This is a genomic window from Candidatus Rickettsiella isopodorum (genome assembly GCF_001881495.1).
Classification (GTDB): Bacteria; Pseudomonadota; Gammaproteobacteria; order Diplorickettsiales; family Diplorickettsiaceae; genus Aquirickettsiella; species Aquirickettsiella isopodorum.
The window spans coordinates 231,523-258,130 of the sequence record NZ_LUKY01000032.1 but is presented as its reverse complement, the minus strand read 5'-3'; the positions used below and the strand labels follow the sequence as shown (position 1 = coordinate 258,130).

27 protein-coding genes are annotated in these 26,608 nt (G+C 38.5%); 14 read left to right on the top strand and 13 right to left on the bottom strand.

What is annotated here, in order from left to right; genetic code table 11:
- Positions 1 to 120 precede the first annotated feature (120 nt).
- A complete protein-coding gene (gene fumC / locus A1D18_RS03340) occupies positions 121 to 1,530 on the top strand; it encodes a class II fumarate hydratase (protein WP_071662402.1) in 1,410 nt (469 codons plus the stop codon).
- On the opposite strand, the gene dapF is transcribed toward fumC, so the two are convergent.
- From dapF to lptM, 3 genes are read right to left on the bottom strand one after another with little or no spacing between them, the layout of a single operon-like run.
- Entirely contained in the window at positions 1,527 to 2,360 is an 834-nt protein-coding gene (dapF, locus tag A1D18_RS03335; protein WP_071662401.1) for a diaminopimelate epimerase, read from the bottom strand. The genes fumC and dapF overlap by 4 nt on opposite strands.
- A gap of 18 nt (positions 2,361 to 2,378) precedes the next feature.
- Entirely contained in the window at positions 2,379 to 3,635 is a 1,257-nt protein-coding gene (gene lysA, locus A1D18_RS03330; protein WP_071662400.1) for a diaminopimelate decarboxylase, read from the bottom strand.
- Positions 3,635 to 3,775, bottom strand: a complete 141-nt coding sequence (gene lptM / locus A1D18_RS06865) for an LPS translocon maturation chaperone LptM (protein ID WP_171910812.1) — start codon at positions 3,773 to 3,775, stop codon at positions 3,635 to 3,637. The genes lysA and lptM overlap by 1 nt, the downstream gene beginning before the upstream one ends.
- 397 nt (positions 3,776 to 4,172) lie before the next feature.
- On the opposite strand from lptM, the gene A1D18_RS03325 reads away from it, so the two are divergent.
- The 6 genes from A1D18_RS03325 (at position 4,173) to ycaC (ending at position 10,084) form a co-directional block, all read left to right on the top strand.
- Positions 4,173 to 4,844, top strand: coding sequence for an alpha/beta hydrolase (locus A1D18_RS03325; protein WP_071662399.1), 672 nt, complete (start codon positions 4,173 to 4,175; stop codon positions 4,842 to 4,844).
- Positions 4,845 to 5,047: 203 nt separating this feature from the next.
- On the top strand, positions 5,048 to 6,841 hold the full coding sequence (lepA, locus tag A1D18_RS03320) for a translation elongation factor 4 (protein WP_071662398.1): 1,794 nt from the start codon (positions 5,048 to 5,050) through the stop codon (positions 6,839 to 6,841).
- A gap of 20 nt (positions 6,842 to 6,861) precedes the next feature.
- Positions 6,862 to 7,638, top strand: a complete 777-nt coding sequence (lepB, locus tag A1D18_RS03315; protein WP_071662397.1) for a signal peptidase I — start codon at positions 6,862 to 6,864, stop codon at positions 7,636 to 7,638.
- A gap of 28 nt (positions 7,639 to 7,666) precedes the next feature.
- Positions 7,667 to 8,356 (top strand): ribonuclease III, encoded by a 690-nt coding sequence (rnc, locus tag A1D18_RS03310; RefSeq protein WP_071662396.1) that lies wholly within the window; start codon positions 7,667 to 7,669, stop codon positions 8,354 to 8,356.
- 142 nt (positions 8,357 to 8,498) lie between these two features.
- Positions 8,499 to 9,374 carry a GTPase Era gene (era, locus tag A1D18_RS03305; RefSeq protein ID WP_071662395.1) on the top strand — a complete coding sequence of 292 codons (876 nt, stop codon included), beginning with the start codon at positions 8,499 to 8,501 and terminating at the stop codon, positions 9,372 to 9,374.
- 68 nt (positions 9,375 to 9,442) lie between these two features.
- Positions 9,443 to 10,084: an isochorismate family cysteine hydrolase YcaC gene (ycaC, locus tag A1D18_RS03300; protein WP_084028710.1), complete on the top strand. Its 642-nt coding sequence runs from the start codon at positions 9,443 to 9,445 to the stop codon at positions 10,082 to 10,084.
- A 46-nt stretch (positions 10,085 to 10,130) separates the two neighbouring features.
- Here ycaC and A1D18_RS03295 read toward each other — a convergent pair whose 3' ends face one another.
- Together A1D18_RS03295 and A1D18_RS03290 are read right to left on the bottom strand one after the other, a co-directional pair.
- Positions 10,131 to 10,589, bottom strand: coding sequence for a DUF721 domain-containing protein (locus A1D18_RS03295; protein ID WP_071662394.1), 459 nt, complete (start codon positions 10,587 to 10,589; stop codon positions 10,131 to 10,133).
- Between the two features lies 1 nt (position 10,590).
- On the bottom strand, positions 10,591 to 12,555 hold the full coding sequence (locus A1D18_RS03290) for an APC family permease (protein WP_245756773.1): 1,965 nt from the start codon (positions 12,553 to 12,555) through the stop codon (positions 10,591 to 10,593).
- A gap of 246 nt (positions 12,556 to 12,801) precedes the next feature.
- Here A1D18_RS03290 and A1D18_RS03285 point away from each other — a divergent pair, with 246 nt between their 5' ends.
- The 7 genes from A1D18_RS03285 to A1D18_RS03255 all read left to right on the top strand — a co-directional run bounded on the left by A1D18_RS03285 (position 12,802) and on the right by A1D18_RS03255 (position 19,634).
- Complete coding sequence (locus A1D18_RS03285) at positions 12,802 to 13,629, top strand: ankyrin repeat domain-containing protein (RefSeq protein WP_071662392.1); 828 nt, start codon at positions 12,802 to 12,804, stop codon at positions 13,627 to 13,629.
- A 125-nt stretch (positions 13,630 to 13,754) separates the two neighbouring features.
- Positions 13,755 to 15,065: a glutamate--cysteine ligase gene (gene gshA, locus A1D18_RS03280; protein ID WP_071662391.1), complete on the top strand. Its 1,311-nt coding sequence runs from the start codon at positions 13,755 to 13,757 to the stop codon at positions 15,063 to 15,065.
- Positions 15,066 to 15,068: 3 nt separating this feature from the next.
- Positions 15,069 to 16,019 carry a glutathione synthase gene (gene gshB / locus A1D18_RS03275; protein ID WP_071662390.1) on the top strand — a complete coding sequence of 317 codons (951 nt, stop codon included), beginning with the start codon at positions 15,069 to 15,071 and terminating at the stop codon, positions 16,017 to 16,019.
- An 81-nt stretch (positions 16,020 to 16,100) separates the two neighbouring features.
- On the top strand, positions 16,101 to 16,922 hold the full coding sequence (locus A1D18_RS03270; protein ID WP_071662389.1) for an NAD(P)H-hydrate dehydratase: 822 nt from the start codon (positions 16,101 to 16,103) through the stop codon (positions 16,920 to 16,922).
- Between the two features lie 170 nt (positions 16,923 to 17,092).
- On the top strand, positions 17,093 to 17,941 hold the full coding sequence (locus A1D18_RS03265) for a DoxX family protein (protein WP_071662388.1): 849 nt from the start codon (positions 17,093 to 17,095) through the stop codon (positions 17,939 to 17,941).
- Between the two features lie 112 nt (positions 17,942 to 18,053).
- Positions 18,054 to 18,749, top strand: coding sequence for a hypothetical protein (locus A1D18_RS03260; protein ID WP_071662387.1), 696 nt, complete (start codon positions 18,054 to 18,056; stop codon positions 18,747 to 18,749).
- Positions 18,750 to 18,962: 213 nt separating this feature from the next.
- Positions 18,963 to 19,634, top strand: a complete 672-nt coding sequence (locus A1D18_RS03255) for a hypothetical protein (RefSeq protein WP_071662386.1) — start codon at positions 18,963 to 18,965, stop codon at positions 19,632 to 19,634.
- Positions 19,635 to 20,140: 506 nt separating this feature from the next.
- Here the strand turns inward: A1D18_RS03255 and A1D18_RS03250 are convergent.
- From A1D18_RS03250 to A1D18_RS03215, 8 genes are read right to left on the bottom strand one after another with little or no spacing between them, the layout of a single operon-like run.
- Positions 20,141 to 20,455 (bottom strand): Rieske (2Fe-2S) protein, encoded by a 315-nt coding sequence (locus tag A1D18_RS03250; RefSeq protein WP_071662385.1) that lies wholly within the window; start codon positions 20,453 to 20,455, stop codon positions 20,141 to 20,143.
- Positions 20,456 to 20,500: 45 nt separating this feature from the next.
- Positions 20,501 to 20,836, bottom strand: a complete 336-nt coding sequence (locus tag A1D18_RS03245; protein WP_071662384.1) for an SUF system Fe-S cluster assembly protein — start codon at positions 20,834 to 20,836, stop codon at positions 20,501 to 20,503.
- Between the two features lie 21 nt (positions 20,837 to 20,857).
- Entirely contained in the window at positions 20,858 to 21,316 is a 459-nt protein-coding gene (gene sufU, locus A1D18_RS03240) for a Fe-S cluster assembly sulfur transfer protein SufU (RefSeq protein WP_071662383.1), read from the bottom strand.
- 2 nt (positions 21,317 to 21,318) lie between these two features.
- Positions 21,319 to 22,566, bottom strand: coding sequence for a cysteine desulfurase (locus tag A1D18_RS03235; RefSeq protein ID WP_071662382.1), 1,248 nt, complete (start codon positions 22,564 to 22,566; stop codon positions 21,319 to 21,321).
- Complete coding sequence (gene sufD, locus A1D18_RS03230; protein WP_071662381.1) at positions 22,563 to 23,885, bottom strand: Fe-S cluster assembly protein SufD; 1,323 nt, start codon at positions 23,883 to 23,885, stop codon at positions 22,563 to 22,565. Before sufD ends, A1D18_RS03235 begins: the two co-directional genes overlap by 4 nt.
- A gap of 3 nt (positions 23,886 to 23,888) precedes the next feature.
- The gene (gene sufC, locus A1D18_RS03225) at positions 23,889 to 24,644 is read right to left on the bottom strand and encodes a Fe-S cluster assembly ATPase SufC (protein ID WP_071662380.1); all 756 of its coding nucleotides are present in this window, start codon (positions 24,642 to 24,644) and stop codon (positions 23,889 to 23,891) included.
- Between the two features lie 24 nt (positions 24,645 to 24,668).
- A complete protein-coding gene (gene sufB, locus A1D18_RS03220) occupies positions 24,669 to 26,111 on the bottom strand; it encodes a Fe-S cluster assembly protein SufB (protein ID WP_071662379.1) in 1,443 nt (480 codons plus the stop codon).
- Positions 26,108 to 26,578, bottom strand: a complete 471-nt coding sequence (locus A1D18_RS03215; RefSeq protein WP_071662378.1) for an SUF system Fe-S cluster assembly regulator — start codon at positions 26,576 to 26,578, stop codon at positions 26,108 to 26,110. Before A1D18_RS03215 ends, sufB begins: the two co-directional genes overlap by 4 nt.
- Between the last annotated feature and the right edge of the window lie 30 nt (positions 26,579 to 26,608).

Genomic DNA, 26,608 nt, shown 5'->3' with positions numbered 1-26,608 from the left:
AGTGTTGCTCATTAAGTTTGGGTGGCTTAGCTTAAAACTAGCCAATGGTAAATAGAGTCTTTATACTTTGTTGGCAAACTCACTTTAAATTTGCTGAACTAATTTGTTTATAGGGGTGGTATGTCAGAAAATACAAAAAATACGCGTATTGAAACCGATAGTATGGGGCCGATTGAAGTTCCAGCGCATCACTATTGGGGTTCTCAAACACAACGGAGTTTGCATCACTTCGCCATAGGTCACGAAGCGATGCCGTTGGCGGTCATTCATGCGTTTGGCATTTTGAAAAAAGCGACTGCTAAAGCCAATTTGGAATTAGGTTTATTAACAAAGGACAAAGCTGATTTAATTATCCAAGTGGCCGAAGAAGTAAAGTCTGGACAGCTTGATGCTGAATTTCCTTTACGCGTTTGGCAAACGGGTAGTGGCACACAAACGAATATGAATGTGAATGAAGTAATTGCCAATCGTGCCATAGAATTAGCCGGGGGAGAGCGTGGCAGTAAAAATCCGGTTCACCCTAACGACCATGTTAATAAATCCCAGTCCTCTAACGATACCTTTCCTACCGCGATGTATATCGCTGCTGTACTGGCTATTGTTAGACAATTAATTCCAGCTGTGCAGACATTATATGCAGCATTGATTGAAAAAGTTCATGAATTTAAGGATATTATTAAAATTGGACGTACGCACTTACAAGATGCGGTACCCTTAACCTTAGGCCAAGAGTTTTCAGCGTATGTCGATCAATTGGAATCGATATTAGCGAATATCGAACAAACCTTACCAGGGCTTTATCAGTTGGCAATTGGCGGTACAGCAGTGGGTACAGGCTTGAATACACATCCAAAATTTGCCGAATTAACTGCAAAAATCATTGCTGAAGAAACTAAATTACCTTTCGTTTCAGCGAAAAATAAATTTTCGGCATTGGCTGCTCATGACGCGTTAGTCTTTGCTAGCGGAGCGCTCAAAACCTTAGCTTGTGCTTTAATGAAAATAGCCAATGATATTCGTTGGTTAGGTTCGGGTCCGCGTTCGGGTTTAGGTGAACTCATTTTACCTGAAAACGAACCGGGTTCTTCGATTATGCCGGGTAAAGTGAATCCTACCCAATGTGAAGCCATGACCATGATATGCGTACAAGTGATGGCCAATGATACGGCGATCACCTTAGCAGGTAGTCAAGGTAATTTCGAATTAAATGTCTATAAGCCTGTGATGATTTATAATTTTTTACAATCGGTCGATTTATTGAGTAGTGCGTGCCAATCCTTTACTAACTACTGTGTTAAAGGCTTAAAAGCCAACCAAGCTAAAATTAAGCATTTTCTAGAAAATTCACTGATGTTAGTGACAGCTTTAAATCCTATTATTGGTTATGATAAAGCCGCTAAAATTGCGCATAAAGCGCTACATGAAGAAACGAGTTTACGTGCAGCCTGTTTGTCTTTGGGTTATCTCAAAGGGGAAGAATTCGATAAAGCGGTTGACCCTAAAAAAATGCTGGGACCCAATGTGGGTTAATCGATAACACCACTAAATATTTTGACAGGGGTTCCGCGTAAAAAGACAGGAGAATTTTCACCTTCCCACCTTACTGTGAGAAGGCCGCCCGGTAAATTGACATTAACTTTTTTAGTGAGCCGATTTAATAAACGTCCAGCAATGACTGCAGCACAGGCACCACTGCCACAGGCTTGAGTTTCTCCAGCACCACGTTCATAAATACGGAGATCGATTTGTTTTGGATCCCGAATTTTCATAAACTCGACGTTACACCCTTGCGGAAAATAAGGGTAGGGATGCTGATTAAGATAGGTGCCTAAGTCTTCTAGCGGTGCTTTATCTAAACAATTGACTTGAATCACACAGTGTGGATTGCCTAAAGATAAAACACAACAATCAAAGCGCCCAAAAGGTGTTTCGATAGGATGAATGGGTGGTGCAGACAGGCTGATAAAAGGAATTTTTTCTGGATTAAAAATCGGGAGACCTAAATTGGCAGTGACTTTACCACTTGCTTCCATGTTGAGTTCCAAGGGATTATTCATGGTCATCAGATGGATGGGATTTTCCATACAAAGTTTTTTTTCTAATAAAAACTTTGCAACACATAAAGCGCCATTACCACATTGAGCGACTTCATTGCCGTCGGAATTAAAGATGCGATAATAAAAATGCTTGGATTTGGATCGAGGCTTTTCGATTAACAATAGCTGATCAAAACCAATACCACGGTGTCGATTGGCCCAGAGCCTTATCAATTTACCATTGGGCTTAAAATTTTGTTGTAGGGCATCGACAACAACAAAGTCATTCCCTAATAAATGCATCTTAGTAAATTCAGTTTTCATTGGATTTGCTTTAGGTTTTTAATTGGATGCGGAGATTATCGTTTCATTTGCCCATAATTGCTCTAAGGTTTCGCGTGAGCGAATTAAAAAGACTTGATCTTTATCAACCATAATCTCGGTGGCTCTCGGTCTAGAATTATAGTTGGAACTCATAGAAAAACCATAGGCACCACTATCCATAATTGCTAAATAATCATCAGCTTGTAGTGCCAGTCGACGGTTTTTACCGAGAAAGTCACTACTTTCACAAATAGGACCGACGATATCATAATTTTTTTTGGGCCTATCGCTATGTTGCATGATGGGTAATATGTTTTGTTCCGCATGATAAAGAGCAGGCCGGATGAGATCATTCATGCCTGCATCGACTATAGCAAAGTTTTTATCCCTATTCGATTTAAGGTATTCAACCTTGGTGACAAGTATACCTGCTTGTGCGGTAATTACGCGGCCGGGCTCGATGATTAAATGAAGTTTAGAGTTTCTTTTTTTCAGTAAAGCTAAAATTTTCTGGCAATATTCTTCAGGGCTGGGAACATTTTCTGATTGATACGCAACACCTAAGCCACCGCCTAAATTAATAGTTTTTAATAGGATATTTTCTTTCTCTAATTGTTCGGCAAGATTTAACAATTGCTCCATTGCTTGTAAAAAAGGATCGAGTGTTGTGAGTTGTGAACCTAAGTGACAGCTAATACCCTGAATCTTTAAATGTTGAGATTGTGCGGCTAAGCGATAGAGTGATAAGGCATCTTCTTCGCTTAGACCAAACTTAGTACCTTTTAAACCGGTTGTTATATAAGGGTGGGTTTTAGCATCTATATTGGGATTGATACGCAAGGCAATCGGAGCCAGTAGACGCAAATTTTTTGCAAGCGCTTCGATTCTGAGTAATTCAGAGGGTGATTCAACGTTGAGGCAGCCAATATTTGCTCGTAAAGCAGTCTTGATTTCCTCGCTGGTTTTACCGACACCAGAAAATACAGTTTGTTTTGCGTTTCCTCCTGCTAGCAGGACACGAGCAAGTTCTCCGCCAGACACAATGTCAAAGCCGGCCCCCCATTTGGCTAAAATAGCTAAAATAGAAAGATTAGAATTAGCCTTTACGGCATAACAGATTTGCTGCGGGTTTTGGAATAACTGTTTAAACCTACACCATTGGCGATGTAAGCTAGCTTTCGAGTAGATATAACAAGGCGTACCATATTTAGCTAATAAGTGTGTGATAGGGATCGCTTCTGCATGTAAAACCTGATTTGAATAATGAAAAGACATTAGGGTGCAGGCTTAGCAAAATGATGAGGGATATAAACGGGTGGTTTTTGATCGGGTAAATATAAAGGACCCATTTGTCCACACCCGGCTAAAACTACAATACTTAAATAAAGAGTGTACCAGCAGTGTTTTGTTCGCATAAAGTTAAAAGTTAATGGGTCTAGAAATTTAATTTATTATCAGCCGAATAGCATCTAAAAAATTTTTTTACCCTAAAGTATAAGAGCCAGCCAAGGATTAATGAAAACTTCATAAAGCGCTATTGTGAAACCTTGAAACTCCTAGTATATAGTATTCGCAATTGAAATTGCGAGCGGTTAAAAATAATCCATCAATTCTATTGTGCTAAGATTTTACAATCCTGCCTAGGTGGAGTTGACGCCAAAAATTTTAAGTAAAATTGCTCGTTTTTAACACAAAGGGGAAAATTTAAAAATATTAGGGAGCGGTATATACTGAAAATATAAGTGATTTTTCTTCGGAAGCAATTCGGAAGCAATATAGTAAAAAACAGTCTTAATTTTTATGAGGTTCACAATGGAAAACCCAAGGCCATTAGATTATTTAGAGTTTAATCCGATCCAATCTCCTTCAGCTAGCATCATTTGTTTACATGGACTCGGAGCCAGTGGTCACGATTCAGCCAATATGGCTAGAGCAGTGGCCTTAAGCACAGGCTTTCGTTTTGTTTTTCCGCATGCGCCGGTGAGACCAATTAGTTTAAATGGTGGAGTGAAAATGCCAGCTTGGTATGATATCCATGGCCTAACATTTGGCTCGCCTGAAGATGAGGCGGGTATTCGTGCTGCTGCGCAAAGCTTATTTGAGTTGATGCAAAAAGAAATGGCGCGAGGTATTCCTGCCAATCGGATTGTTTTAGCAGGTTTTTCTCAAGGTGGCGCAATGGCTTTGTACACGGCTTTACGTTATCCACATGCTTTGGCGGGGGTTTTGGCCTTATCGACCTACTTACCCTTACATCATTTTTTAGAAAAAGAAGCGAGTGACGCGAATAAAACAACTCCTATTTTTATGGCTCATGGTGATGAAGATAACGTGGTCGCACCAGCATTAGGCGAATTTTCTTACGAGTGTTTAAAAAAATTAGCTTATCCTGTACAGTTTAATCGTTACCCAATAGGTCATAGCGTTTGTCCACAAGAAATTATGGATATAACACAATGGTTACAACAACGTTTACAAAAATAAAGATAGACTCTTCGCACTTGAATTTTTGACTGTGTTGCCGTTCAATTCGCAATCCTCATGTATCTATTAATATACTCCGGTTGCTCATTTTCTCGGCGCCTTGCCAAAAATCCAATTGCTGTGAGTATAAATCCGTTATACTCTTTCGCTTTATCCAGTAAAAAAACGACATTTTAAATAGTTTAAGGCGATACAATATTATCATGCAGAATATTCGTAACTTTTCTATTATTGCCCATATTGATCATGGAAAATCGACTTTGGCCGATAGGTTAATACAAGTTTGCGGAGGGTTGTCGGCGAGAGAAATGTCCGAACAAGTACTGGACTCTATGGATCTAGAACGCGAACGTGGCATCACTATCAAAGCGCAAAGCGTTACCTTGTATTATACCGCTCGGGACGGCCAACGCTATCAGTTAAATTTTATTGATACGCCAGGACATGTGGATTTTTCTTATGAGGTATCACGTTCTTTAGCGGCTTGTGAAGGAGCGTTGTTAGTCGTCGATGCCGCTCAAGGTGTCGAAGCACAAACCGTTGCGGTTTGTTATACGGCGGTTGAACAAGGCTTAGAAGTTTTACCGGTATTAAATAAAATTGATTTACCACAAGCCGATCCAGAAAACGTCATCCAAGAAATTGAAGAGATCATTGGCATACCGGCTCAAGAGGCGGTTAGAGTAAGTGCAAAACAAGGGATAGGTATTTTAGAACTCCTAGAAAGGCTCATACACGTTATTCCTCCACCCGTAGGTGATTTACAGCAACCCTTACAAGCCTTGATTATCGATTCTTGGTTTGATACCTATTTAGGCATCGTTTCTTTAGTACGCATAAAAAATGGCAGGCTTAAAGTAGGAGACAAGATCCAAGTGATGTCCACGGGACGCAGTTACCTTATTGATAAATGTGGGATTTTTACGCCTAAACGACAAGAAATGGAGACACTCAGTGCCGGTGAAGTCGGTTTTGTTATTGCAGGTGTTAAAGATATCCATGGTGCACCGGTCGGCGATACCTTAACTCATACCTCGAAGCCAGCCGGCGCACCTTTACCCGGTTTTAAACGGGTCCATCCTCAGGTATTCGCGGGCTTATTTCCAGTCAATACCGAAGAGTTTACCGATTTTCGCGAAGCGTTGGAAAAACTCAGTTTAAACGATTCATCACTATTTTATGAACCTGAAACTTCCGAAGCATTAGGATTTGGTTTTCGTTGTGGTTTTCTTGGTTTGTTGCATATGGAGGTAGTCCAAGAGCGCTTAGAACGAGAATACGATCTCGATTTAATTACTACCGCCCCTACCGTTGTTTATGAGATAGTAACCACGCGGGGAGAAACGCTACATGTGGATAATCCGGCTGATTTACCGGTTGCCAATTTAATGGCTGTGATGCGTGAACCCATCGTTTTGGCGAATATACTCGTGCCACAAACCTATTTAGGGGCAGTGATCACACTTTGTAACGAGCGTCGTGGCATACAAACCAAGTTACTTTATACAGGCAAACAGGTTTCTATCGCTTATGAATTGCCGATGAGTGAAGTGGTTTTAGACTTTTTCGACCGTTTAAAATCTTTAAGCCGGGGTTATGCTTCACTGGATTATCAGTTTATCCGTTTTCAAGAAGCGGATTTAGTCAAGTTGGATATTCTAATTAATGGTGATAAAGTCGATGCCCTTGCTTTAGTGGTACACCGTAGTCAATCGCAATATCGGGGCCGTCAATTGGTAGCTAGGCTTAGAGAGCTTATTCCGCGCCAGATGTTTGAGGTGGCACTACAAGCCGCGATAGGTGGCCATATTATTGCACGAGAAACGGTTAAGGCGTTACGTAAAAATGTCATCGCTAAATGTTATGGAGGAGATGTTTCACGTAAGAAAAAATTATTAGAAAAACAAAAAGCGGGTAAAAAGCGCATGAAGCAAGTTGGTCGCGTAGAGATACCGCAACAGGCCTTTTTAGCTGTCTTGCAATTAGAGAAGAAATAATCCTATATAGAGTGACTATGATGAGTTTTAATTTTGAATTTTTTTTAACGATGGCGGTCATCATTTCGGGTGCCATTGCTTTAATAGATAGACTGATTTTTGCGCCTATTCGACAGCGAAAAAAAATTGCTCATCCTTCGATGTTAATTGAATATGCACGTTCTTTTTTTCCTATTTTACTCTTAGTTTTATTATTACGATCTTTCTTGGCTGAACCGTTCCGCATTCCTTCCGGTTCTGAAAAACCTGATTTATTGATCGGTGATTTTATTGTTGCAAATAAATTTAGTTATGGCATACGCTTACCGGTACTTCATAAAAAAATTATTCCCATCGGTGAACCTAAACGGGGCGATATTGTGGTTTTTTTATGGCCGAAAGATCCATCAATTTATTTCATCAAACGCGTAATCGGTTTACCGGGTGACGTTATTACCTATAAGGATAAAGTATTAACCATTAATGGCCAGCTTGCTCCACAAACTTTATTGGGAGAGAAAACGGATCGAGATGGCTTGAATGAAAAATGGCCGGTATTGTTGAAACGGGAAAATTTATTAGGTGTTCAACATGATATTTATCTACGTCCTGATCAATCATCAACAGATTTTTCAGTTCATGTGCCACCCGGTAATTATTTTGTTATGGGTGATAACCGAGATAATAGTTTAGACAGCCGTTATTGGGGTTTTGTTCCTGAAAAAAATCTCATAGGAAAGGCCATGTGGGTATTTTTTAGTTGGGATAACGAACAACACCGAGTTCGTTGGGATCGCTTGGGTATGCGTATCCATTAAATAAGATTTTTTATTTTAAGAGGCAATAGTGAGAGCAGAAATAGAAATCTTATGTGAAAAGTTAAATTATCGATTTAAAAATTCTGAGCTATTGGAAGATGCACTGAGCCACCGTAGTTTTCTCGGCAATAAAAATAATGAACGATTAGAATATTTAGGAGACGCAGTACTTAATTTTGTTATAGCCGCGGCTTTATTTCGTCAAAATATTAAAGCGCGCGAAGGCGAGTTAAGTCGCTTGCGTGCTAATTTGGTGCGCGGTGAAACTCTCACCGATCTTGCACAAGAATTCGAATTAGGAAAATATTTACGCCTAGGTGCGGGAGAATTAAAAACCGGTGGCGCGCAACGTAAATCTATTTTAGCTGATGGCATGGAAGCCGTCGTGGGTGCTATTTATCTCGATGGTGGTTTTCAGGCCTGTGAGACCTGCATTCTGCGTTGGTATGAAAATCGTTTGGAAAACGTCGAAACTATTCCTGATCTTAAAGATCCTAAAACTCGTTTACAAGAATATTTACAAGCAAAAAAATTAGCGTTACCCGTGTACACCATACTCGCTTTAGAAGGGCCCGCTCATCAACAATCCTTTAAAGTAGAATGTCATCTACATGGGTTACCTAATAAAGCGATAGGCATAGGAAGTAGTCGGCGCCGTGCTGAACAAAAAGCGGCAGAAAAAATTTTAGAGGAATTAGAATCAATTTATAAAGCTTGAAATAACTACGCAGACTCCCAGTCATTGGAATTTTGGCAAAGTGCCGCGACTATGCCGCCATCGACGTGTCTACAATCACCATGAGGATTGGCGAGTTGAACGGTAACACAGACAAAAATTCAAATGCGAAGAGTGTATAACTATGAAAAATCTAGCAAGTCATTGTGGTAGCGTCGCCATTATTGGGCGTCCCAATGTCGGTAAATCTACTTTGCTGAATAAAATTCTAGGTGAAAAATTAACGATTACTTCATCTAAACCACAAACGACTCGCCATCAAATTTTAGGGATTAAAACCGACACACAGACACAGTCCATTTATATCGATACGCCGGGTATCCATCAAAACACGCAACGTCGATTAAGTCGAGCAATGGTCCGATCAGCGATAAATGCTTTAATCGATGTTGATATCATTGGCTTTGTTGTCGAAGCCAATCGTTGGACTGCAGAAGAGGATGCAATTTTAGAACGCTTAAAGCAACAAGAACAGCCGGTGATATTAATTGTTAATAAAATAGATAAAATAAAAGATAAGAGTCGTTTACTTCCTTTTTTGCAATCCTGTTATGAAAAAATGCCTTTTTTAGCCGTTGTTCCTGTTTCAGCGCAAAAAGGAAAAAATATTGAGGAATTAGAAAAAGTGATCGCCGAAGCATTACCGATCGCTGAATTTATTTATCCGCCGGATCAATATACGGATCGTAGCCAGCGTTTTTTAGCCGCAGAATTTATTCGCGAAAAATTAATGCGTAGTTTATACGAAGAATTACCTTATTGGTTAACAGTTAGTATCGAACAATTTGTTGAACAAAAAAAAATCATTAAAATTTCTGCGATTATTTGGACAGAGCGATCCAGTCAGAAAGCTATTATTATCGGTAAAAATGGCGAGTTGCTTAAAAAAATTGGCACCGAAGCTAGAATGGATATGGAAACGTGTTTTGGTAAAAAAGTTTATTTAGAGCTTTGGGTCAAGGTGAAAGCGGGATGGTCGGAAGAAGAGGGAAGTTTATAAGCTTTATATAGGATAGTTATTTACCTAATTAATGCTTATAATAAACTATCTTAATCATGGAGGATTAAATGAACAATGCAAATATGTGTGCCAAAAGACAAGTAGGTGATAATCGCTTGTCTAAAGAAAACGCAGCATTATTAATGATCGATCATCAAACTGGCTTGATGCAGATAGCTAGAGATTATCAATATGATGAATTCAAAAATAATATTTTAGCTTTAGCGGCTATCGGTAAGTTATATAATTTACCAGTTGTATTAACAACGAGTTTTGAAAAAGGTCCTAATGGACCACTCTTACCTGAATTAAAAAAGGAATTTCCGAATGCTCCTTTTATTCCTAGACCTGGGCAAATCAATGCTTGGGATAATGAAGATTTTGTAAAAGCGGTCAAAGCAACGGGTCGAAAAAAACTGATTATCGCAGGCATCGTAACGGATGTTTGTGTAGCATTTCCCGCATTAGCCGCATTAAGTGAAGGATATAACGTTTATATCGTGGTAGATGCTTCAGGAACATTGAATAAGTCGATACGTGATGCGGCGCTTAGCCGTATGATACACGCTGGAGCTATTCCTATGGGTTGGTTTGCGCTCTCGGCTGAATTACAACGTGATTGGCGGGATAATGGAGAGGGGTTAACCAAACTTTATAAAAAACACTTAGTTCCCTATGATAATCTTATCAGTAGTCACGATGCAAAATAGCAGGTTTTATATAGTTTATCCAATTACATTCTGTGCGCCGACAATGTTATTTTTCATGCTTTGCGATGCGTAATAGAGCTTCTTGTAAAGGTTTAACGTGTATATTACCTGCAGCATTTTTCAGTAATGCTACACTAGCACTGGATAGCAGAGGAGGCAGCAGGCTTAATTGTGCGTTTGGCGTGTGAAACAGAGGCTGGATATTCCATTCAATATGGGTTAAATCGCGCAAATCCGGATGTTTAAGTAATTTTTGAGTTATATCAGGCAATATATAACGTAAACGGGTAGCCCAGGCCGCACTATCACACTCGACAATTAAATAACCGTCACGAAAATTAGCAATACGCGTATGTTCTTCTAGATCGTTAGAAATTTCAGCTTGCCAGATCTGATTTAGTTTTGTTAATTGCTGTACTTTTTTTTGAATAAACGCTAACACGCTTTCTGGATCTTGCTGCAAGATGCTGGCTGGAGTTTTTTCCGGAGCAGATTTTTTTATCATGTTAATCTATTTTCATGGGTAAAATAACCAGTTGTACGCCTAATAAGTGTAAACGTCGTTGTAGCATGATCGCTGTTTCATTATGCAATAAGCGAGTTATCCAGTTATCTTTACTAAAAATCAATTTGCTGGCGAAAAAGATTGAATGTGGAAATTCTTTTATAATTTTTTTAGAGAGAATCGTTAATTTTTCTGTCGGATCGGTGCCATAAGCTGAAAAACCTTTTGCTGCTAAGCCTTGTTCCTGGCAATAAGTGACAAAATAATCCAACATCTCATTCGTATCTTTTTGCATCGTAGTCAATTCTTTTTTGGCACTAAAACTTTCTACGTCGACGATCCCGATCGTAACAAACACAAAATTTTTAAAATGATTCGGGAACATACGTAGTATCCATAACAGATTGTGCAAACCGATACCACGATGTTTCCCTACCATAATGACAGCCGTGGCTTCTTTAGGCTGTAAGGGTTTGGCCACAGTCGGTGTTTTTAAGGGTGTGCTAGTCATCAATAGGTCAATATCATGTAATTTATTGAAGACCATGGTGTAATGTTTTTTGACTAATAGACAAATTAAAATAACAAAACTTGTGATTAGCACCGTTACCCAGCCACCGAATGTAAATTTTGATATCAGAGTGATGATCAATATGCTAAAGGTTACTAGAAATGCAAAAGCTGAAAAAAATAATCGACCTACCCAGTTTGGGGATGCATTACTTCGATGGGTGATCCAATAAACACATAGACCTAAAATAGAGAGTGAAAAGGTTAAGAACACATTCATACTATAAAGAATGACTAACCAAGAAACTCGCCCCCCACTCAACCACAATATGAGTAACGCAGCAATACCAAACACAATGACACCATTTTGTGTGACTAAACGACTCGAAAGATGGCGGAAACGATTAGGTAACCAACTATCGATTGACATATTCGCTAACACACTGGGACCTGCTAAAAAGCCGGTATTCGCACCGACTAATAACAGGCCTGCTTCCATCAATAAGGTGACAGTTAACATCACCTTTCCTAAGGCAGAATCACCTAAAATTTTATGAAATACGACTGCATTTAAGGTTTGACCATAAACGGGATGCGCATGCCATAACAAATACAGCAAAATAATTCCACCCGCAGTAAAACTTAAAGAAAGCGCCATATAAAACATGGTCCACTTGCCGGTTTGCACGCGGGGTTCCGTCAGTCGATTCACATTGTTGGAGACGGCTTCGATTCCGGTGTAAGTTCCGCTTCCTAATGAGTAAGCGCGTAATAATAAAGCAATAATAAATAACCAACCGGTTTGCTCTGACATTTTGAGTGTGTTACTTAAGGTATCTGAAAACACACTGGGTAAATTACTTTTATGCGCAATGACGCCATAAATAATTAAAAAAAAGTGTGTGGCGATAAAACCTAAAAAAATGGGCATTAAAACCTTAATCGATTCTTTCATACCGCGTAAATTAAGTGTAATTAATAGGATGATGACAGCAGCAGCTGTCAACATTTTATAATTTAGAAAATAATGAGGTAATAAACTAAATAAAGCATCGATACCGCTGGCGACGGAGATGGTAATGGTTAAGACATAATCGACGATGAGTGCTGCACCGGAAACCAATCCTGCGTGGGGACCCAATAATTGTGTGGCCACTTTATAACCACCACCACCACTAGGAAATAAGGTAATGACTTGATTATAAGCCAGTGCAATGATAAAAACGGTGAGTATGGTAGCAATGGAAATATACAGACCTAAAGAACTGTAATGCGGTCCTAAAGCAATAAATGCTTCTTCAGGACCATAAGAAGAAGAAGATAATCCGTCCGCACCTAGGCCCACCCAGGCTAAAAAAGCCACCAATGCGATATTGCGTTGCGCGTTAGGATTTAAAGGGTTTCGGGGTTTTCCGAGCAAAAAACGACCAAGACGTTGAAAAAAAGTCATTCCCATGTGGATACTGAATAAAATGTTACTATAGCGGGTTAAAGATTGTTTTTGAAGTCATGTTTTTAGGAAAGTTTATTTTTTTTTAATTTTCTCAATGAAGTGTAGATTTTATTTTTGAGTTTTTTAAAAATAGTGAGATTATTTCTAACCGTCTATGCTGAAGTTTATAGGTATAATCGTTAAACGGATCATAGGTTGTTTAGCTTATTAATAAAATATCGATTTTAATTGATATAAAAAGGACTTGCTATGAAGAAAAAAGAGTTTAGAAAGTTAAATAAATTATTAAAAAGAGCATTCTGGCAAGAATGTCGTTTAGTGGGTAATTCTAATACCGCTTACAGGATTGAATTTCGCAGTCGATTAACTGTGGGCGAATTTACACAATTTGTAGAGGACTGCAAACTATTTTTATCCCATTATGAGATAGAAATAGGGTCCATTTTTACTATTACTCAAGGAAAATTATGTAAGCTATTTACAATACAGATAGGCAAATTACCACCGACTGAAAAGCTTGCAGAAAAAATGAAGGAGTTAACTCATACAATCCAATTACATGATGCATTTTATCAGGATACTGCTCTGCAGATAAATTTGCTTTTAGATCACGGTGCCAATATTAATAGTAAAAATATTGCGGGTGAAACCGTATTACATGCTGCGGTACGAATGGGTTATGACAAGATTGTTAACCTGCTTATAAAGAGAGGGGCCTCACTTAATATTGTGAGCAACAGAGGTGAAACACCTTTAAAGATTGTGGATCAAAAAAAGGATGCTGTGATGGGAAGAGTACTTATTGACGCACTCTTACACAAAGATCCAATCACTGGAAAACCCAATTTTAAAACGCAAGAATTAAATGATTATTGGGATGAGCAGATGAAACCATTAATAGTTAAACCTATTGCGCAGCTAACTAGTATAGAAGGAGCGGCTGGAGAGATAGAATGTAGACTAACGGATCAGAAAATCAAAGATATTATGCAATTTTTTTCAGATATCCCCATTCTTCAATCTCCTCTTGAGGATTCAGACGAACAGATGAGGGAAAATCTACTTTTGCAATTGTAGGTAAATAAAATTGACTTTCCTATACTTTATTGAAAGAAAGTCGTTCAAAATACTGATAGGACTTTTTTAGTTGTTTAGTTAAGATACACTAAAAAAGTCCTTTTTCTTTATTGGGGGTTAGCTGGATGACAACATCATCAGAAAATCGATATAAGATCCCATGTTTAGCATCGCATTGCTTAGATCCGCTTCACCAGTTAGAACAACACTTATTGGTAGCACAAACCACAATTGAAAATTGGTTGCGTGAACAATGGCGTAAAACACCGGCTCCTTTTTATTCTTCAGTTGATTTACGCAATGCGGGATTTAAATTAGCTCCGGTCGATACCAATTTATTTCCAGCGGGATTTAATAATTTGAATGAAGCTTTTGTGCCGTTGGCAGTCCAAGCGGCACAGGAAACCTTAGAACGCTTAGTACCAGGATGTTTACGTATCTTATTAATCCCAGAAAATCATACCCGAAATAATTTTTATTTCGAAAATCTTTATAGGTTACAGGATATTTTGAGTAAAGCCGGGTTTGAAGTGAGAGTGGGATCCTTACTAGAAGACATCAAAACAACCAAAGAAATTAAGTTAGAATCAGGCGGAGTGATAACATTAGAACCGATCCATCGGCTAGCGAATCAGATCAAAGTCAGTGATTTTTTACCCTGCTTGATTCTATTAAATAATGATTTAGCAAATGGTATCCCTGAAATCCTACAAGGAATCAAACAAGTTATTTTACCTAATATTAGTTTGGGTTGGTATAAGCGTTTAAAGTCAAATCACTTTGATCACTATGAGCAAGTAACAAAAGAATTTTCTCAATTACTGAATTTAGACCCTTGGTTGATTACTCCTTATTTTTCACGTTGTACCGGTGTTGATTTTATGCAACGTGAAGGTGAGGCGTGCATGATAGAAAAAAGTCAACAAATATTACAAAAAACACAAAAAAAATATACGCAATATCATATTAAAGAAAAACCCTATGTCATTATTAAGGCAGATGCAGGTAGTTATGGTATGGGTGTGTTGTCTATTCGCGAAGCGGAAGAAATCTCTCAGCTTAATCGTAAAAAACGCAGTGATATGATGGTTTCTAAAGGGAGTCGACCTATTGATCAGGTGATTATCCAAGAAGGAGTTTATACTTTCGAAACGTGGAATGAGGCGGTTGCTGAACCCGTGGTGTATATGCTAGGACAATATGTAGTGGGTGGTTTTTATCGTGTCCATACCGGTCGCGGTGTCAGTGATAATCTGAATACACCGGGTATGCAATTTGAGCCTTTACCTTTTGTGCAAGCGTGTAATATTCCCGATCATAGCGGACAACCAAAAGGAAAATGTGCAAATCGGTTTTATGTGTATGGTGTCATCGCACGATTGGCTTTATTGGCGGCGGCACGTGAACAAGCCGAAGTTTTAAAGAAAGCGGAGTAAACCATGCTTAAGCCTCTGGGTGTGATTATGGATCCCATTACCGGGATTAATCCTAAGAAAGATACTACCTTGGCCCTATTGCTAGCAGCACAGCAACGGGATTGGCCGATTTTTTATATGGAAGCTCGGGATCTTTTTTTAGTCAATGACAAACCTTATGCACGCATGCGCAATTTGCAAGTCAAAGATGATGAGAGAAGTTGGTTTACTTATGACAAGGAAACGATTGCCCCACTTGCCAGCTTATCGGTGATATTGATGCGTCAGGATCCTCCGGTAGATAGGCAATATATTTATACGACACAATTGCTCGATAAAGCGGAGCAGCTTGGCGTATTAATTGTCAATCACCCACAAAGTTTGCGTGATTTTAATGAGAAACTGTTTACATTAAATTTTCCTCAATGTTGTCCTCCCAGTTTAGTGACATCCAGTATCCATGCGGCACAAAAATTTTTGTTGGAACACCAAGATATTATTGCTAAACCATTGGATGGAATGGGTGGCTATTCAGTGTTTCGATTGCGTGTCAATGATCCCAATAACAATGTCATCTTAGAAACCTTAACCGCTAACAACCAATCTTATATGATGGTACAGCGCTATATTCCCGAAGTGCGTAGTGGAGATAAACGTATTATTATGATTCATGGTGAACCTATTCCTTATGCTTTGGCACGTGTCGCGCCGCCCGGTGAAACGCGAGCTAATTTGGCGGTAGGTGGAATAGGTAAGGCCGTTAAATTAACCGAACGCGATGTTTGGGTTTGCCAACAAGTGGGGCCTCGTTTACGAGAAAAAGGTTTGTTATTTGTTGGCTTAGATATCATTGGTGATTATTTGACCGAAATTAATATTACCAGTCCTACCGGTGTACGTGAAATCGATGCACAATGTGATCTGAATATCAGCGCGCAATTCATCGATACAATTTTTCCTAAAGCGTCATTATGAGTTTAGTTTGGAAATTAAATTTTAAAAATTGAACTAAGCTATTAACTGAGTGGATTGATTAATGATGAAAGGATTGCTCAGGTGATACAACCATCCAGTATACAATTGAATGATTTTAAGGAATTATTAACGCCGCGACCTAGAGATGCTCATAAGGGATTATTTGGTCATGCACTGATAGTCGGCGGTGATCATGGCATGATGGGAGCTGTACGTTTAGCAGGAGAAGCCGCGTTGCGTGTGGGGGCGGGTTTAGTCAGTGTGGCTACTCGAGCTGAATCCGTTACTGCCATCATCAGTCAGCGTCCTGAAATCATGGCGCATGCAGTTAAAACGAGCAACGATCTGTTGCCGTTACTCAAAAAAGCGAGTGTTATTGTGCTAGGAACAGGATTAGGTCAGTCCCGTTGGTCACAACAATTAGTGACGTCTCTTTTAAAGGTTTCGCAAACCAAAGTATTGGATGCCGATGCTTTAAATTTACTGGCAAAACGCCCTAAAAAATCAAACAACTGGATACTAACACCTCATCCAGGTGAAGCAGCGCGATTATTGGACTGCACGGTTAAAGCGATTCAAACGAATAGAATTAAGGCAGTTAAGGCATTGCAAAAGAAATATGGTGGTGTTGTTGTACTAAAAGGAGCAGGTAGTTTAGTCTGCACTCACCAATCACTACGAATATGTCTAGCGGGTAATCCTGGCATGGCCAGTGGAGGCATGGGTGATGTTTTAAGTGGAGTAATCGGCGGACTTATGGCGCAACATTTCACTTTACAGCAAGCAGCAGAGTGTGGTGTTTATTTACATGCAATGGCGGGTGATAAAGCGGCTAGACTAAAAGGTGAGCGTGGTTTATTAGCCAGTGATTTAATGCCGTATTTATATCAACTCATCAACTGAAGTCTTAACAGTTTAATTTCTTACCGTATAAAAATAAAATACTATACTAATTGAGGTTCAATGGTTTGATTTTAGAGAGATGGATCGATCAGGTTAAAACAATCATTATCTGAGTTTTAACGCAAGATGCCTAAAAGGGGTTGAAACTAATTTGCTTAACTGGAGCACTCATGTTCAAACAAGCCTATTCATCATTAGTTGCTATTGCTATCGTAGGAATGTTTCTCAGCTTAATCATTTTGGCTTTTTCAAACAATAGAATTCCTACTAATCCCACTTTTTTTATTGTGTTATTAAGCTTAGGTGGCATCATCACGCTGTGTATGTTGTATCGATATATTTGTATTCCATTTTTATTTGCAACGTTTAGTGTGCTATCCGTGTTACGAATTTTAGGTCTGCATAAATGTTTTGTACCGATGATACCCGTGATTATTAGTTTTTTGTGTTTAGTCATTTTATTTATTTATATTGCTTATCACGATGTTAAACGACGACCTATTATTTTACAGCGTAAACCTCAAGTTATGTTTGAAATGTCGGCCTATGAATGGCATCTAAGCTTTATTCGACTTTACGTAGGCTTTGATCTCATTGCTCACTGTACCGAAAAATTATTTGCCGGGCGTATCCCTTTCCGAACTGACGTAACCGCTTTCATGCACTTAAATGTGGTTGATCCCAGTTTTTTTGTCCGATTATCAGGCTTATGCGAACTAGCGGGTGTCATTTCATTAGGATTAGGCTTTTTAACGCGTGTAGGTGCGTTAGGCACGTCCCTCTATTTAATTATTGCAACCATTATCGGCCATCATTTTTTAAAGGGCTTTATTTGGGCCTTGCCCGGTGGTGGTTGGGAATATCCCGTCATGTGGAGTGTTTTTATTTTGAGTTATGTCGTATTGGGTGCGGATGAATTTTCTATTGATGGTGTTTTAGATAAGAATTTTAATTTACCCATTTGGCTAAAAAGATTAATGGGTGTCATGGAATCCGATGGAAAAATAGGAGTAATTTAAAACGCTAGTAATATTCAAGTTTCTCTATTAAACTCCTTTTTAATAATTGAGCTTTGAGTCAACAAGGTAAAATTTTAAAATAATATAATCGCAAAAAACTACGGATAAATGTATGAAAAGAATGGAAACTCATTATATTCCTCCCAATGGTGTAACTTTTTTCTCTGTCCGTGATAGCACGAATAAACCTAAGCCACGTTATTTATTTTGCACAGAGAATGATAAAAATAATCCATTATCTGTTTTTATTACCACCTCGATTGAAAATTTTTGGATAAAAAGAGGCCTGAATGATTGGCAGGAGCTTAAAATAAAGCACTTATTGAAACCAAAAGAAGAAAATTCAACAATCTATTTTTTTGAAAAAAACGATTATATGGATAGCTTAAATATTTCTATAGTTAAAAATAAGGCTTATGCATTAAAAGAAACCTTAGAAATTCCATTAGATACGATTCATTTATCTCAAGAAGCACTTCATAAGAGAGGTATTCCGAATTTATCTTTATTGGACTTAACGAGTATTCCTGAGACGAGAGAAGAAGTACAAAAAAAATTAGACTTAGACGAAAAAAGACAAGAAATTCAAAAAGTAGAAAATATTATCATCTTACTAGGAAAAACAATAGAAAATATACAAAATCTAAAATATCCCCCTATAGAATCGGTCAATAGACTCAGTGATCAAATCAATATTTATAAAGAACAAAAAATTCTTTATGCGAAACAATTACAGGCACTTGAGAATCCCATAGAAGAACAAACGGAAGGAGGCACTATTCACAGTTTCTGTGTTAAAGCTGTGTAAAAATGTGTGTAAAAGCGTTTGAACACGTTTAGATGACTGGCGTTACAGAAGCTGTTTAAAAAATAAACAATCTATAGGTTATTATTCTAAATAATCTTTTAATCGACAAAAAAGCCTAAATAGTATTTTGTAATAAATAGGATTAAATTATCCTTGGCGGCTATTTTTAAATTTATTAGTATATTTAGATTAAATTAAAAAAAGGTCAATACGATGTTAAAACCAAAGAATTTATTTCAAGCGAATATTACAGAAGATAAAACAGCACTTTTTTTTATGACTAATTCTGAAAAAGAATTTTGGATGAAGCAAGAACCCACCGATTGGGAAAAAGTTAAAATTGACAGTAGGGAAGTTTTTAGGGACGGCGGTTCAACAATCTATTCTTTTAATGGAAAAGAATATAAAGAATTATACATTCCTTCTCCTTTTAAGCGAAACGAAACTTCTTATATATCCGGAGATTTTCAATCGGTTAAATTAGAAAAAATATTAGTATCCAAAGAAAAACTCGAAGAAATTGGCATTATCTATCAAATTGAGTTAGATCTAACGAATGTTCCTGAAACTATAGTTGAGGTAGAAAGAGCACAAAGAGAAAGAGAGGAGGTTAGAGAGAAAAAAAAATATATTTTTGGTAGAACAGATTACTCTTCGGATTCTAAAGACAAAGGAATTCATGGATTTAATTTTAGGAAGAAAATCAGAAAGAAAACCAAAAATCTATTTGAACCTGAAAATTCAGAAAATATAGAGCAGGCACCTCGATTAATGGGATCATCTGTTTTTTTTGATAATTTACAGGCTTCAGCAACCGTTTCGGGGGTAACCACCTTTGCTGAAGAGGATACGTTAGCAAAGACAGTTGCAAAATTAGCGATGTAGAGGTGATAGGTTGTACTTTAAAAAATTGTAGATCGAAAGGTTTTTATATGATACACATTTATTAAGGGAATAATAAACGTATTGCTTCCGAGTAAATGTTTATCGCTACCTTGATATTCCTTATCAGGATCCACCCTATCTCACCTGAGCAAAAAATTCTAAACACAAAATTTTATTTAAAAATTTAGAATTATCCGAATAAATTCTACAGTAATTAGCGCTGCCTAATCTAGAACAATTAGATACGTCAGCAATAGCTAAAACAAAATGGGAAGCTGAAAAAGTTTTTAAATTAAAAGCACACGCGATTACAAACTATCGAAGAAAAAATAAAAGCTTTGGAGCAACAAGAAACCAGCCAAAGTTCTTTTTTAGTAACTAGCTTAGCTAAGCAGCGATTTTTTTATAGTGACGAGGAAAAAAATAATTCTGTCAAGGCTTCAGAAGTCGAATTAAAAAACTTCACACTTTAAAGCAATAGTTAAGTCAGGTTAAAACATTGGAATTTACCTATCAATTGCGACTTGGACTTTGCCATCGACTAATCGAGCAGGAAAGGTTTTAATGCCTGTGAAAGCGGGAGCGCGGGTTGCAACACCCGTTTTAATACAAAAACCGGCGCCATGCCAAGGACAAATAATTTCTTCTCCTTCTATCTCACCGCCTTCCAATGATTGATCTTCATGCGTACAGAGATTTTTTATGGCATAAAATTTACCGTTTAGATTGAAAACTAATAAGGATAAGCCATTCCAATCAAATACTTGATAGCTATTCACCGGAAAGCTTGCTACATCGATTACATCAACCCAATTTGTCACGCTTTCTCTCCTGTGTGGACGTTTAGTATGACCGCAGAAAATTTTTTATAGCATGCCTAATTGTAATTTGGCGGCTTCAGACATATTTTCGCTAGTCCAGGGTGGATCCCAAACTAATTCCACCTGCGTCTCGTTAACATCCGTTACGTTATTGATCACATTTTCTACAATGCCGGGAAAAGTTTGTGCAACAGGACAACCCGGCGAAGTCAACGTCATTTCAATCTTTACCAGACCTTGTGGGTCAATAAAAATATGATAAATAAGGCCTAAATCATAGATATTGACCGGTATTTCAGGATCATAAACACCTTTAAGTGCTTCAATAATAGCACTTTTTAAACTAATTAAGGCGTCTTCGTTAAGTGGGTAGAGTGTCATGATGAGTGGGTTATTAATGTGTTAATGTTCGGTAGAAACTAATTCGGTGTTTTGATTCAAGGCAGCGAGTAAGGTATGCCATGCCAACGTCGCACATTTTACTCGTGCAGGATAAGCTTTAACACCAGAAAAAACCGCTAATTTTTTGAGCCTGAGTAATTGTTCAGAGGTCGTGGATTCACTTGTTAATAACTGATGAAAGATTTCAAATAACGATTCAGCTTCGTTGAGTGTTTTTCCTGATAATAGTTCCGACATCAATGAAGCGGATGCCATCGAAATGGCGCAACCTGAACCTTGGAAACTAATCGCCGTAATTTTATCTTGATCCGTTTTAAGATAGACTGTTAAACGATCACCACACAGTTGATTAAAACCATTGGCTAGACGATTGGCTAACGGCATCGCATGGTGATGGCGAGGACTGCGCCCATGGTCCAGGATCATTTCTTGGTAAAGTTCGCGTAAATCTGACATCATTTTTATTTAAACAATTGTTTTAATGACTGTAAACCACTTATTAAGGCATCAATATCTTCTTTATTATTATAGAATGCTAATGAGGCGCGTACGGTCGAATCGACATTGAAGCGTTGCATTAATGGCATGGTGCAATGTTGACCAGCACGTACTGCAACACCGACTTCGGCATTTAAAACGTCACTGATATCATGTCCATGGATACGCACACCACGTGAGTCACTCACAGTAAAATTTAAAATAGCCGCTTTTTCTTTGGCAGTGCCTATTAAATGTAGGCCCGGAATCGTTTGTAAATTTTGCGTGGCATAATCGAGTAATTGCTGTTCATGAAGCTGTATCGCGTTAAAATCTAATTGATTGAGGTAATCAATAGCGGCTCCTAGTCCAATGGCGCCGGCAATATGCGGTGTACCGGCTTCGAATTTATACGGTGGCTCGCGGTAATGACTTTTTTCCAGGCTGACTTCGGTGATCATACTGCCGCCGCCTTGATAAGGTGGCATATGCGCTAATAATTCCTGTTTACCATATAAAACACCAATACCGGTCGGTGCAAAGAGTTTATGGCCCGAAAAGGTATAAAAGTCACAATCTAAAGCGTGGACATCAATTTTTTGATGAGCCACTGCCTGTGCGCCATCAATTAACACTTTGGTTTCGGGACTATTCGCATGGGCAGTATCGATGATCGCTTTAATTGGGTTAATAGTCCCTAACGTATTAGAAATATGGCAGATAGCGACTAATTTAGTTTTTGGATTGAGTAATCGTTGGTATTCTTCTAGAATCAACTCACCCGAATCATTAATCGGGATAACTCTAAGTTGGGCGCCAGTTTGTGCACATAAAATTTGCCAAGGTACAATGTTAGCATGATGTTCCATATGCGAAATAATAATTTCATCACCCGCTTTGATCTGACTTAAACCATAGGTTTGCGCCACTAAATTAATAGCTTCAGTGGTACCACGGACAAAAATAATTTCTGCAAAAGACTTTGCATGAATAAATTGTTTAATTTTTTCGCGGCTTAATTCAAATTCTTCAGTGGCTACTTCACTTAAAGTATGAATGCCGCGATGCACATTACTATATTCATGGCGATAAAAATGCTGTAGACGCTCAATAACCGAGCTAGGTTTTTGTGTGCTTGCCGCATTATCGAGATAAACTAAAGGCTTACCTTTTATTTTTTCTTGTAAAATAGGAAAATCAGATCGTATTTTTTTTATATCAAACACTTTCATGAGTATTTATTAATTGAACGGGATAAAGACGAAACATTAAACAACGGCATTTGTTCAATGATATCTTGGATAAACGCTTTAACGAGTAGATCAGTTGCTGCGGTTGCGGTTAATCCTCGAGCACGTAAATAAAATAAAGCCTCTTTATCGAGTTGACCAATGCTCGCACCGTGCGTGCATTGGATATCATCGGTAAATATTTCTAGTTGAGGTTTACTATTCACTTCAGCCTGTGCGGATAATAATAAATTTTTATTCAGTTGCTGAGCTTTGGATTGTATAGCCCCTTCGCGCACAATAAGCTTCCCGTTAAATGCGGCACGGGCTTGGTCATCAATAATACCTTTATAAAATTCTTCACTGCGGGTTTGCGGACTCACATGATCGATCTGTGTGCAATGATCGACTTGTTGTTGGTCTAAGGCGTAATACAGACCTTTTAATTGACAATAGGCATGCGGCGCTAATAATTTCACGTAAACATCGCTACGAATTAAAGCACCGCTTAAAGCCAGTGAATACGCTGAAAATCGACTATTTTGTTGTTGTGTGACACAAAGATTGCCAACATGCTGTGCTTGCTTACTTTCAGTAATGTTTTTGTAATGTTCGATATGACTATGGGCGGCTAAACAACATTCGGTCACCGTATTCAAAAAATAATTAGCCTTATTTCCAGGAGTCATATCAATATATTTTTCGATAATAGTCGCTTGACTATTTTCTTCAGCGATAATGATATTACGTAGTGGGATAAAACGATGAGGTGTTTCATCCGTATTGATAAACAGGATTTCTATCGGTGAGCTTAAACGCGTATTGGCAGATAAATAAATATAGGCGCCATCTTGTATAAAGGCAGTGTTTAAATGTGTAAAACTATTTTTTTCGACCGTTTCGTTAGGTTTCCAAGTTGCATTGAAGCGTTCAGACGGTTGCTTCAGCAAGGTAGCTAAATGAGTCATTTTACAGTTAGCTAGGCTTGCGATCGTAGATAAATGTGCAGCAAAAAAACCATTCACAAAGACTAAGCGATACTCACTACTAACGGGATCCAGCATCGTTGCTGTAACCGTGTTGCGTGCTGTTGGCGCACTTAACGAGTAAGGCGTTTGACGTAACGCCGTTAAGGAGGTGTATTTCCAATCGGCTTGTTTTTTACTAGGAAAACCGCGCGTAGAAAATTCTTCTAAAGCAGCGAGTCGTAATCGATGTAAATAGTCTTGATCCTGACCGATTAATTTTTTTTCAACTCGTTGATATTCGCGACAATAATGGGTTATAGCGTTAACATCATTGATTTTTTTAGGGTTTAACATGTTCTACACCAACGATTCTTCTTGTAAAATAGTCGTATAACCTTCTTTTTCTAAGGTTTGCGCTAAAGAGAAATCACCGGAACGAATAATTTTTCCGCCAGCCAATATATGGACATGATCGGGCTTAATATAATCGAGTAAACGTTGATAGTGCGTAATCAGCACTATAGCGCGTTTAGGTGATCGCAGACTATTGACACCTTGTGCAATTATTTTTAAAGCATCAATATCTAAACCAGAATCGGTTTCATCTAAGATAGCGAGTTGAGGCTCTAAAAGCGCCATTTGTAAAATTTCATTGCGTTTTTTCTCACCGCCAGAAAAACCGGTATTGACGGATCGATACAGAAAATCTTGATCCATTTCGACCAATTTTAGTTTTTCTTTAATCAAGTTTAAAAAATCCATGGCATCGAGTTCAGTTTCACCACGTGCTTTGCGAATCGCATTTAAAGAAGCTTTTAGTAAATAAACGTTGCTAACACCCGGAATTTCGACGGGATATTGAAACGCTAAAAATATTCCGGCGCGTGCGCGTAGTTCAGGTGTTAAGCGGGTTAGATCTTCCCCTAAATAGCTGATTTCGCCTTGTGTCAGTGTGTAGTTACCACGTCCTGCTAAAACATTGGCTAAGGTACTTTTACCCGAACCATTAGGTCCCATGATGGCATGTATTTCACCCGATTTTATATGAAGGTTAACCCCACGTAATATTTTCTTGTTATCGACTTCTGTGTGTAAATTTTTAATAGCTAACATGTTTTTCTTCGTCTTTATGAATAATTAACCGATACATCCTTCCAAACTTAAACCCAATAACTTCTGTGCTTCAACCGCAAACTCCATAGGTAATTCTTTAAATACCGCTTTGCAAAAACCATTGACGATCAATGAAAGGGCGGTTTCGCTATCAAGGCCCCGTTGTAAACAATAAAAAAGCTGATCTTCACTAATTTTCGAAGCAGAGGCTTCATGCTCTATTTGTGCACTTTGATTTTTAACTTCAATGCTAGGGAACGTATGTGCTTTACAGCTTCCACCAATTAAGAGTGAGTCGCATTGAGTATAGTTACGCGCATGGTCGGCTGTTTCGACTATTTTGACCAAACCACGATAACTGTTTTGGCCGTGACCAGCACTAATTCCTTTCGACAAAATCGTGCTTTTAGTATTTTTGCCAATATGGATCATTTTAGTTCCGGTATCAGCTTGTTGTTTATGGTTAGTCAAGGCCACAGAATAAAACTCACCGACAGAAGCATCGCCTTGCAGAATAACACTAGGGTATTTCCAAGTAATGGCAGACCCGGTTTCGACTTGTGTCCAAGAAATTTTTGAATGCACGCCACGACAATGACCGCGTTTAGTGACAAAATTGTAAATTCCTCCTTTGCCCTCTTTATCACCAGGATACCAATTTTGCACAGTGGAATATTTTATCTGCGCATGATCTAAGGCTATTAATTCAACCACAGCGGCATGGAGTTGATTTTCATCGCGTTGTGGCGCCGTGCATCCTTCTAAATAACTCACATAACTGCCTTCGTCGGCAATTATTAAGGTTCGTTCAAACTGGCCAGTATTCGCGGCATTAATTCGAAAATAAGTGGATAATTCCATCGGACATCGTGTGCCCGGTGGAATGTAGCAAAAAGATCCGTCGGTAAACACCGCCGCATTTAAGCAGGCATAAAAATTGTCGGTATAAGGGACGACAGAACCTAAGTATTTTTTGATCAGCTCTGGATATTCTTGCACGGCTTCAGAAAAGGAGCAGAATAAAATTCCCATTGTGCGCAGTTTTTCTTTGAACGTAGTGGCGACAGAAATACTGTCAAAGACGGCATCTACGGCAACACCCGATAAGCGTTCCTGTTCTTGAAGTGAAATACCTAATTTATTATAAGTACGTAGCAACTCCGGATCGACTTCATCTAAACTATTCAGCTGTTTTTTTATTTTTGGCGCCGAATAATAGCTAATCGCTTGGTAATCGATGGCGGGATAATGCATATAATCAGCCCAGTGTGGCTCGGTTAACGTTAGCCAATGGCGATAAGCTTTTAAGCGCCAGGCCAATAAAAATTCAGGCTCATTTTTTTTCGCTGAGATATGACGAATAACGTCTTCATTCAACCCGCAGGGCAACGTATCTGCCGCAATATCACTGACAAAGCCATGTTGATAATCTTGTTGTAATAATTTGTTTAAAGCAGCTTGAGTCATGCGTTGTTCTCTGGTAGCAAATGAAGAGGATTTTCTATTTTTAGTCTCTCTAATTGACTTCGCTTAAGTGGCTGGATGAGATCCGCTAAACTAATATGCATCATCGTCGCCTGAATAAAGGCGCTAATCTTACGCCAGTTATCCCGAATCGTACACTGTTTTTCTAAGTGACAGGATCGTGTGTGATGACTACATTCAGTCAGAGCAATTTGGCCTTCTAGGGTTTGAATCACGGTTCCGAGTGCAATATCTGTGGCTGGACAGGCCAGTTGATAGCCCCCTTTAATGCCTCGATTTGCCTGTAAAAGGCCTTCATGGCTTAAACGTTTCAGTAGTTTACTAGTCGTCGGTAAAGAGATGCCGGTATGCTCGGCAATGCTTTTCGCATTAATAGCCAATCCAGGATGTTGTGATAAATACGCCATGATGACCACGGCATAATCGGTTAGTTTGCTGAGTCTTAACATAATAAGTAAATTTTTATTATACCCGTCTGA